This is a genomic window from Pseudomonas sp. AGC41, from assembly GCF_057334555.1.
The window spans coordinates 73955-83533 of record NZ_JBHFJB010000067.1; the positions used below are offsets into that span (position 1 = coordinate 73955).

General features: G+C 63.0%; 10 protein-coding genes. 7 read left to right on the forward strand and 3 right to left on the reverse strand.

All coding sequences use genetic code 11. The annotated features are described in order from the left end of the window. Positions 1-38: 38 nt before the first annotated feature. Together ACE04F_RS13015 and ACE04F_RS13020 are read right to left on the reverse strand one after the other, a co-directional pair. Positions 39-512: a cyclic nucleotide-binding domain-containing protein gene (locus ACE04F_RS13015; RefSeq protein WP_434625396.1), complete on the reverse strand. Its 474-nt coding sequence runs from the start codon at positions 510-512 to the stop codon at positions 39-41. Positions 513-720: 208 nt separating this feature from the next. After that, positions 721-2775, reverse strand: coding sequence for a S9 family peptidase (locus tag ACE04F_RS13020; protein WP_486107226.1), 2055 nt, complete (start codon positions 2773-2775; stop codon positions 721-723). A 159-nt stretch (positions 2776-2934) separates the two neighbouring features. Here ACE04F_RS13020 and ACE04F_RS13025 point away from each other — a divergent pair, with 159 nt between their 5' ends. From ACE04F_RS13025 to ACE04F_RS13055, 7 genes are all read left to right on the forward strand, one after another. Beyond that, positions 2935-3429 (forward strand): MFS transporter, encoded by a 495-nt coding sequence (locus tag ACE04F_RS13025; RefSeq protein WP_486107228.1) that lies wholly within the window; start codon positions 2935-2937, stop codon positions 3427-3429. A 31-nt stretch (positions 3430-3460) separates the two neighbouring features. After that, a complete protein-coding gene (locus tag ACE04F_RS13030) occupies positions 3461-4237 on the forward strand; it encodes a class II glutamine amidotransferase (RefSeq protein ID WP_305496182.1) in 777 nt (258 codons plus the stop codon). 12 nt (positions 4238-4249) lie between these two features. Further along, the gene (locus ACE04F_RS13035) at positions 4250-4792 is read left to right on the forward strand and encodes a DUF2937 family protein (RefSeq protein WP_305496181.1); all 543 of its coding nucleotides are present in this window, start codon (positions 4250-4252) and stop codon (positions 4790-4792) included. 300 nt (positions 4793-5092) lie between these two features. Then, positions 5093-6379 (forward strand): MFS transporter, encoded by a 1287-nt coding sequence (locus ACE04F_RS13040; RefSeq protein ID WP_305496180.1) that lies wholly within the window; start codon positions 5093-5095, stop codon positions 6377-6379. Positions 6380-6441: 62 nt separating this feature from the next. Continuing rightward, positions 6442-7194 carry a 5-oxoprolinase subunit PxpA gene (locus ACE04F_RS13045; protein WP_486107231.1) on the forward strand — a complete coding sequence of 251 codons (753 nt, stop codon included), beginning with the start codon at positions 6442-6444 and terminating at the stop codon, positions 7192-7194. Then, positions 7191-7895 carry a 5-oxoprolinase subunit PxpB gene (gene pxpB, locus ACE04F_RS13050; protein WP_486107233.1) on the forward strand — a complete coding sequence of 235 codons (705 nt, stop codon included), beginning with the start codon at positions 7191-7193 and terminating at the stop codon, positions 7893-7895. Before ACE04F_RS13045 ends, pxpB begins: the two co-directional genes overlap by 4 nt. Continuing rightward, on the forward strand, positions 7892-8812 hold the full coding sequence (locus ACE04F_RS13055; RefSeq protein ID WP_486107235.1) for a 5-oxoprolinase subunit C family protein: 921 nt from the start codon (positions 7892-7894) through the stop codon (positions 8810-8812). The genes pxpB and ACE04F_RS13055 overlap by 4 nt, the downstream gene beginning before the upstream one ends. A gap of 122 nt (positions 8813-8934) precedes the next feature. Here the strand turns inward: ACE04F_RS13055 and ACE04F_RS13060 are convergent. Beyond that, positions 8935-9579 (reverse strand): VWA domain-containing protein (locus tag ACE04F_RS13060; protein ID WP_486107237.1); only part of this gene is annotated, 645 nt, incomplete at its 5' end.

Consider the following 9579-nt stretch of genomic DNA (forward strand, 5'->3'; position numbering starts at 1 on the left):
TCGCTCCCACAGGTCCTGTATTTAACTGACAGAAAACGCTACACCTGCTGCGACAGCAACTGCCCGTCAGCCATGCGCAGGCGCTTGGACAGGGAGACGGCAAGGGCGCGGATGATCTTGGCGGCGATCTTCGGTGCGTCGTTGAGCATTTTTTCCAGGGAATCCTTGCCCAGGTTCAACAACTGGCAATCGGTGGCCGCGATGCAACTGGCCGAGCGTCGTTCGCCGTCGAGCACGGCCATTTCGCCGAAGGCTCGGCCGCTGCGCAGCGTGGCGATGGTCACGGGCTGCCCGTCCGGGCCGGTTTTCTGCACGGCCACCTGGCCGGTGTGAAGGATGCACATGAAACTGCCGGCATCGCCCTCGCGAAAAATCGCTTCGCCCTGGGCGACGGTACTGATGCTGAAATAGCCCGATGCCGCGGCAAAGTCGACGGGCAGCAGTTGGTCGAACAGACCACAGTCCATCAGCCAGTCGCGAATTTGGTTGTTCAGTAAGGTCGGTTCTGACATGTCGTCACGGTCTTTTCTTATCGTGTTCTGCGGTTTGGATTGTCTTGAATGTAGGCGATTCCCTGTGGGAGCGAGCCTGCTCGCGAATTCGGTGTGTCAGCTAACGTTGAGGCAGGCTGATCCACCGTCATCGCGAGCAGGCTCGCTCCCACATTTGATCCAGTCGAGCCAGGTATGGAGCTAAGACCCGGCCATCCCACAGAGTTCCTCAGGCCACGCCCAAAACCTTCAAGACAAATGCATATTCGAGCGCTACGTCACGCAATCCCTGGTAGCGGCCGCTCATGCCGCCATGGCCGGCGCCCAGTTCGGTCTTGAGCAGCAGCGGGTTTTCGTCGGTCTTGGTCGCGCGCAGTTTCGCCACCCACTTGGCCGCTTCCCAGTACTGCACGCGGCTGTCGTTGTAGCCGGCGATCACCAGCATTGCCGGATACGCCTGGGCGCGGACGTTTTCGTACGGCGCGTAGGCCCGGATCCGATCATAGACGTCCGGCTCCTCAGGATTGCCCCACTCGTCGTATTCGGTCACGGTCAGTGGCAGTTCGGGGTCGAGCATGGTGTTGAGCACGTCGACGAACGGCACTTCGGCGATCGCCACTTTGAACAGCTCCGGGCGCTGGTTGAGCACCGCGCCAATCAGCAGACCACCGGCGCTGCCGCCGCTGATCGCCAATTGATCGGCCGAGGTCAAGCCTTGGGCAATCAGGTGTTCGGCGCAGGCAATGAAATCACTGAAAGTGTTGTGCTTGTGTTCCTGCTTGCCAGCGCGATACCAGGCCTCGCCCAGTTCGCCGCCGCCGCGCACATGGGCGATGGCAAACGCTACGCCACGATCCAGCAGGCTCAAGCGCGAATGAGAAAACCACGGGTCGAGGCTTTCGCCATAGGCGCCGTAGCCGTACAAGTACAGCGGCACGGGTTGGCCCAAGGCCTCGCGCTTGACCACCAGGCTGATGGGTACTTGCGTACCGTCCGGTGCCGTCGCCCAAAGCCGTTGGCTGACATACGCATCGGCATCAAACGGACCCAGCACCGGGGTTTGCTTGAGTACGACCTGAGCACCGCTGGCCAGGTCCAGCTGGCGAATCTGCGCCGGACGATTCAGCGCCTCGTAGCGCAGGCGAATACGCTCGCTGACGAACTCCAGGCTGTTCTGCACGTGCAGGCTGTAGGCCGCGTCCGGCAATTGCACCCGATAGGCCGGTAAACCTTGTGGGTGGACTTCGATGATCGGCAGGCCGCCTTCGCGCAGGCTCAATGTCATGGCGCTGGCGTTCAGGCTCAGGCCGTCGATCATCACCGTGTCACTGTGGGGGATCAGGTTCTGCCAGCCGGCTTCGGCCGGCGCTTCGCCTGTATCGGGCGCCTGGTACAGGGCGAAATTGATGCCGTCGCGGTTGCTGCGGATGAACCAGGTCCATTGCCCTTCGAGCAGGCCATGGTCGACGTCGTATTCGTGGTGCTCTACCCGTGGCGCAACGCAGGTAAACGGTTGTTGTGGTTGCGCCGCATCGAGCACCCAGACTTCGCTGGTGGTCTTGCTGCCCAGGGACAGGATCAACTGCCGCTCGGAGCTTGAACGGTAGCAATGCAGGAAAAAACGCCCGTCCGGCTCATGGAACACTTCTTCGGCGGCGGTGCCGTCCAGGCGATAGCGCAACAGCTTGTGCGGGCGATGGGTATCGTCCAGTTCGCCGAAGAACAGCGTCAGGCTGTCGTTGGCCCAGGTCATGCTGCCGTCGCAGTTTTCGAAGGACAGTTCGCTGACCTTGTCGTTGGACAGCTCCTTGACGAACAGCGTGTAGATTTCATCGCCGCTGGTGTCCAGGCTGTAGGCCAGGCGCTGATGGTCGGGGCTGATGCTGAACGCGCCGAGGGAAAAGAAACCGCCGCCGGCCAGCGCGTTCGGGTCCAGCAACAGCTGTTCACGACTCTCATCGACCGTCAGGCTGTCATCGGCCGGACGCGGGCAACGGTAATGGCGAGCGTATTCATCACCCGCCGTGGTGCGGGTGTAATACAGATAAGGGCCCCAGGGCGAGGGTAGGGAGAGGTCGGTTTCGAGGATGCGTCCCTTGATTTCCTGGAACAGCGTTTCGCGCAGTTCGGCCTGATCGGCGAGCCGGGCTTGCTGGTAGCTGTTTTCAGCCTTCAGATATTCGAGCACGGCGTCGGTGTCGCGCTCCTGCAGCCAGGCGTAGGGGTCAACACCAGGGGCTTTACGGGCAATCGGGGCGTCGGGAACGTGGGCGGATAGGGGCATGGAAAAACTCTCAAGCGTGATACGAACAGGGACAAGTGGCCGACGGGGTCAGTTCGGTAGCCGGACCGAAAAACTCGCCCCGCCGGGCATCCGGCAGATGCCGGGGCAGCCTGACGAGCGAAAAGCCGTTACTATAAGCGCCTCTTTGCCTGCCTTGCCATGGACACCATGACCGAGAACGATTATCTGATTGCCTGGGGTCTCTACGCCTTCGCCGCCCTCGGCTGCCTCCTGGTATGGATGCGCATGACCCGCTTCATGTGGCGCTGGTTGCGCGAGCCGCTGCGGCTGCTGATGGCAGTGTTGCTGTTCAGCCCGACCATCGTCGACCCGGTGAAGGAAAAGGTCGCCCCGGCGCTGGCCATTGCCGCCCTGGACCTGCTCTTCAAGGTTGGCAACAACGTCTGGCGGGCAGCGTCCGACCTGCTCATGTACGCCATGATCGCCTTCGGCCTCTATCTGGTCCTGGTGCTGATCCGTATTCCTATCGAACGCGCGGCCAAGGCTCGCCAGGAGCGGGCCGCCGCGGCCAAAGCGGCGGCCGCTGCCGAGCCTGACGACGAGCCTGCGTTCGGTGTTGCCGGTGACGACCGTTACGGGCGCCCACCCGTGCCGAGCAATCCCCAGCGTTCGCGTATCGAACCGCGCCTGTAACCGGGCTGCCCAATCAAACGAGGGTTCGAGCATGTGTGAGTTATTGGGCATGAGCGCCAATGTGCCGACCGATATCGTGTTCAGCTTCACCGGGCTGATGCAGCGCGGCGGCAAGACCGGGCCGCACCGCGACGGCTGGGGCATCGCTTTTTATGAAGGCCGTGGCCTGCGCCTGTTCCAGGACCCGGCCGCCAGCAGCGAGTCGGAAGTGGCGAACCTGGTGCAACGCTATCCGATCAAGAGCGAAGTGGTCATCGGTCACATCCGCCAGGCCAACGTCGGCAAGGTCTGCCTGTCCAACACGCACCCTTTCGTGCGGGAGTTGTGGGGGCGCAACTGGTGTTTCGCCCACAACGGCCAGCTCGCCGATTTCCAGCCGGGCGTGAGTTTCTACCGCCCGGTGGGCGATACCGACAGCGAAGCGGCGTTCTGCGATCTGCTCAACCGCGTGCGCCAGGCTTATCCTGAGCCGGTGGAGGTCGAGCAGTTGCTGCCGGCCTTGATCGAGGCGTGCAGCGAATACCGCAGCAAGGGCGTGTTCAATTGCCTGCTCAGCGACGGCGACTGGCTGTTCTGCTATTGCTCGACCAAACTGGCGCAGATCACCCGGCGCGCACCGTTCGGCCCGGCGCGGCTGAAGGATGTCGACGTGATTGTCGATTTCCAGGCCGAAACCACGCCCAACGACGTGGTCACGGTGATTGCCACCGAACCCTTGACCGAAAACGAAACCTGGACCCGCTACGAACCGGGCCAATGGAGCCTGTGGCGACGCGGCGAATGCGTCAGCCATGGCCGGACCGAATAAGGACGTCACGTTATGTTGCTCAGCTATCTACGGTTGGTGTTGTTCGCGGTGGGCCTGTTGGTCGGGGTCCAGGTGCCGGGCTTCGTCAATGATTACGCCAAGCGGGTCGAGGCCCACCTGATCGAGGCGCAGACTGGTCTGCAAGGGTTTCAGGGCACCGCCAACCAATTCTTCAAGGGCGATATGCAGGCCCTCGTGGCCCACTACCGCGCCAGTGAAGACCCGATTTTTCGCAGCGATGCCGACAGCCTGAACACCTTGCTCGTGCGCCAGCAGGCTTTGGACAAACAGTTCCAGGCAATGCAAGGCCCGTGGTACATCCGCCTGCTGCAGGTGGCCCTGGCCGCCGATCCGGACATCCGCAAGGAAACCTGGAACGGCTACAGCTACCAGATCCTGCTGACCCCCGAGGCGATGATCTGGGGCATCAGTGGCGCGATGTTGCTGTCGTTCGGCCTCGAATGCCTGTTCCGCCTGATCGACTGGGTGGTGTTGGGCGGCAAGCGCCTGCGCCAGAGCCGGCCTATCGAAGAGCGTGACCTGCGCGGTCTCTGACTCGATTATTCAGTGAGCCTCCTGTGACGAGGGGGCTTGCTCCCGCTGGGCCGGGCTGGCGCTCCAGCGCGCAGCGGCCCGAAGATTTTGCGAGCGCTACGCACCCGAGCGGGAACAAGCTCCCTCGCCACAAAAGCGGTCTGCCTTTGCGGGTGATGTGCTGCCCAATCAAGTTTTTCTTATGACCCGGCCAAGGTTTTATTCGTTGGACGCGATCGGCCGTGCGCTCAAGAATCGGGGCAACGGTCTCCACGTCAGCGTCGTCGAGACTCACAACAATAAAACCCGTGGAGAACCACCATGAGTGCACCCGACACGCTCGGCGTCCCCCAACCCCAGGCCCGTTCTGGTCCGTTCGATTGGTATCGCAACATCAACCAGCAGGAACGGCGGACCTTCTGGAGCTGCAAGATCGGTTACGCCCTGGACGGCATGGACACCCAGATGCTCAGTTTCGTGGTGCCGACGCTCATCGCGATGTGGGGTATCAGCACTGGCGAAGCGGGGCTGATTCACACCAGCACCTTGATCGCTTCGGCCATCGGCGGCTGGGTGGCGGGCATTCTCTCGGACCGCATCGGTCGGGTGCGCACGTTGCAATTGACGGTGTTGTGGTTCGCCTTCTTCACCTTCCTCTGCGGTTTCGCCCAGAACTACGAACAACTGTTGATCGCCCGCACGCTGATGGGCTTCGGCTTCGGCGGCGAGTGGACTGCCGGCGCCGTGTTGATGGGCGAAGTGATCCGCGCCAAGGACCGTGGCAAGGCGGTCGGCATGGTGCAATCGGGCTGGGCGCTGGGCTGGGGCATGACGGCGATTCTGTATGCGCTGCTGTTTTCGGTGCTGCCGCCGGAAGACGCCTGGCGCGCATTGTTCATCCTCGGCATCGTGCCGGCGGTGTTCGTGATCTTCGTTCGCCGGCTGGTCAAGGACCCGGAAGTCTATAACCAGACCAAGGCCCGGCTGACGCCGGAGAACCCGGCGAAGTTCTACGAGATTTTTGCCCCCGGCATTCTGTTCACGACGATTCGAGCCTCGCTGCTGACCACTGGCGCGCTGGGTGGCTACTACGCGATCACCTCCTGGCTGCCGACTTTCCTGAAAAACGAGCGCGGCCTGAGCGTCCTGAGTACTGGCGGCTACCTGGCGATGGTCATCGTCGGCTCTTACGTGGGTTACGTCATCAGCGCCTATCTGTCCGACATCCTCGGACGCAAGAAAAATTTCGTCCTGTTCGCCGTCGGTTCCTTCACCATCGTGCTGCTGTATACGCAGGTGCCGGTGAGCAACAACGTGATGCTGTGGCTGGGCTTCCCCTTGGGTTTCTTTGCTTCGGGCATGTTCAGCGGCATGGGTTCGTTCCTCACCGAACTGTTCCCCACGCGCATCCGCGGATCGGGGCAGGGCTTCTGCTACAACATTGGCCGCGCGGTGGCGGCGCTGTTTCCGCTGTTGATCGGTATCCTGAGCCAGAAGGTGCCGTTGAGCGTCGGCATCGGGGCGTTCGCGGCGGTGTCCTATGGAGTGGTGATCCTGGCCGCTCTGAGCCTGCCGGAAACCCAGGGCAAGCAGTTGGAAGCTGATTGACTGATAACCTGTGGGGCTTCATCCCCATGGTCAATAAGAAAGAACCTACAGGAGCGTTCACCGTGAACCGCCTGCTACTGAACTGCGACATCGGCGAAAGCTTCGGCAACTGGACCATGGGTCTGGACGCCGAGGTGATGCCCTTCATCGATTGCGCCAACATCGCCTGCGGCTTCCATGCCGGCGACCCGAGCATCATGCGCAAGACCGTCAGCCTGGCCTTGAGCCACGGCGTACGGATCGGCGCGCACCCGGCCTATCAGGATCTGGCAGGTTTCGGCCGCCGTTCGATGGCCTATGGCGCCCAGGAACTGCAAGACCTGCTGCACTACCAGATCGGCGCCCTCGACGGTATTTGCCGGGCCCAGGGCGGACAGGTCAGCTACGTCAAACCTCACGGTGCGATGTACAACGACATGATGGCCAGCCCGGCGCAACTGCGTGCTGTTATCGAGGCCATCGCCGCGTATGACCGGCAGTTGCCGCTGATGCTACTGGCGACCCGGGACAACAGCGCGGCCCAGGCCCTGGGCGACGAATACGGTCTGACCCTGTGGTTCGAAGCGTTCGCCGACCGGGCCTATGACAGCGCCGGTCGCCTGGTCTCGCGACAATTGCCGGGGGCGGTGCATCACGATCCCGAGGTGATCATCGGGCAGGCGCTGACCATTGCCCGCGGCGACGCGCTGACGGCCAGCGACGGCAGCGCCTTGAATCTGCACGCCGATACGTTGTGCGTGCACGGCGATAACGCCAGCTCCGTGGCGGCCGTGCAGCGTATCCGCGAGGCCCTCGGCCGGCAGAGCGCGCCATGAAACCACGCGTGGAAGTGGTGGCGGTGGACTGCCTGATGGTGCGCCTGTTCGACGAAATCGCCGAGGCCAACATGCCGTGGATGCTGGCCGCGAGCGAGCGCCTGCGCGCAGTTTTCGCCGATGATCTGATTGATCTGGTGCCGTCCTACACCACCCTGATGGTGCATTACGATTTGCTCGCCCTGACTCCGACCCAGGCCCGCGAGTTGATCGGCGAAGCGCTGAACAACCTCTCGCCGGATGCCCGGTCCGCCGGGCAATGTCATGTGCTGCCGGTGTGGTACGACCCAAGTGTCGGGCCGGAGCTGGATCTGCTGGCAAGCCGCAGCGGGTTGACGGTGACGCAAGTGATCCAGCGTCACAGTGAGCGCGAGTACCAGGTGTTCGCCCTGGGCTTCGCGCCCGGATTCGCTTTCATGGGGCTGGTGGACGAGGAGCTGGCCGCACCGCGCCTCGACACCCCACGCAAACGGGTGGCGGCGGGCAGCGTCGGGATCGCCGAGCGCCAGACCGCCGCGTATCCGGTGGTATCGCCTGGTGGCTGGAACCTGATCGGCCGCACCCCGACCCAATTGTTCGACCGCGAGCGCGATGGCTACAGCCTGATGCAGCCCGGCGACACGGTGCGTTTTGCCGCTGTCGGTCACGCTGAGTTCATTGCCTTGGGCGGCGACGACACACCGTTGGAGGCGCAGGTATGAGCCGTCTGTTGATCGAGGCCAGCACAGCGCTGTGCCTGTTGCAGGACACTGGCCGCTTCGGCGTCAGGCACCTGGGCGTGACCCAGGGTGGCGCGGCGGACTGGCTGTCGATGAGCTGGGCCAACTGGATGCTGGGCAACGCCCCGGACGCGGCGGTGGTGGAAATCACCCTCGGCGGTTTTACCGTGGTGGCCGAGGAGGATTGTGTGCTGGCGCTGGCCGGTGCGGACTTGGGCGCGCGGATAGACGGTCAGGGCGTGGCGTCGTGGCGCTTCTTCAGCCTGCGCCAGGGCCAGGTGTTGGCGTTCACTCAGCCGGTGCTCGGTGCCCGAGCCTACCTGGCGGCCCCCGGCGGCTTTAATGCGCCTGCGGTGCTGGGCAGCCGGGCGACGGTGGTGCGCGAAGAACTCGGTGGCCTGGATGGACGGGGGCGGGCGCTGAGTCGCGGTGAGCAGCTGAGTTATTCAGGCTCGGCAACGCCTCGGCCGATGCCCCACAGGCGGATTCCGGATTTTCAGCAGATGCAGCCGCTGGACCTGATCCTCGGTGCGCAAAATGGCGCGTTCAGCGGACGCAGCCTGTTCGATGCCTTCAATACACCGTGGACGCTGGACAGTCGCGCCGATCGCATGGGCATGCGCTTGCTCGGCCCGGCGCTGGAATACCAAGGCCCGGCGATGATCTCCGAAGGCATTCCGCTCGGCGCCGTGCAGGTGCCGCCGGACGGCCAGCCGATCGTGTTGCTCAATGATCGGCAGACCATCGGTGGTTACCCGCGCCTGGGCGCCTTGACACCGCTGTCCCTGGCCCGGTTGGCGCAATGCCTGCCGGGAACGCAACTGCGGTTGCGGCCGGTGGTGCAGGAGGTGGCGCATCGGCAGCAGGTGGAGTGTATGCGGGGGTTGTTAAACCGCTAAAAGCTTCGTCGGATCGCCGCCCGGAGCAGGCTCGCTCCCACAGGGTGGACCTCTTATGTGACGAAGATTCAGTGTGGGAGCGAGCCTGCTCGCGAAGAGGCCCTTACAGGCACCGGAAGACTTTATTTGGATAGAAACCGCATCCCTTCCTCCAACCCTCGCAACGTCAGCGGATACATCCGGTCTTCCACCAACTCGCGGACGATATTGGTCGAGGCGGTGTAGCCCCAGGTGTCCTTCGGGTACGGATTGATCCAGATGAGCTTCTTGTATTTCTCCATGAAGCGCTGCATCCACACATAACCGGCTTCTTCGTTCCAATGTTCGACGCTGCCGCCAGCCTGGGTGATCTCGTAAGGGGCCATGGCCGCGTCGCCGATGAAGATCACTTTGTAGTCGGCGCCGTATTTGTGCAGCAGGTCCTGGGTCGAAGTGCGCTCCGAGGTGCGACGCAGGTTGTTCTTCCACACCGATTCGTAGACGAAGTTGTGGAAGTAGAAATACTCCAGGTGCTTGAACTCGGTCTTGCAGGCCGAGAACAGTTCTTCGCAGATCTTCACATGGGCGTCCATCGAGCCGCCGATGTCGAACAGCAGCAGGAGTTTGACGGTGTTGCGGCGCTCCGGGCGCATCTGGATGTTCAACAGGCCAGCGTCCCGGGCGGTGTGGTCGATGGTGCCGTCGATGTCCAGCTCTTCGGCCGCGCCCTGACGGGCGAACTTGCGCAGGCGGCGCAGGGCGATCTTGATGTTGCGGGTGCCCAGTTC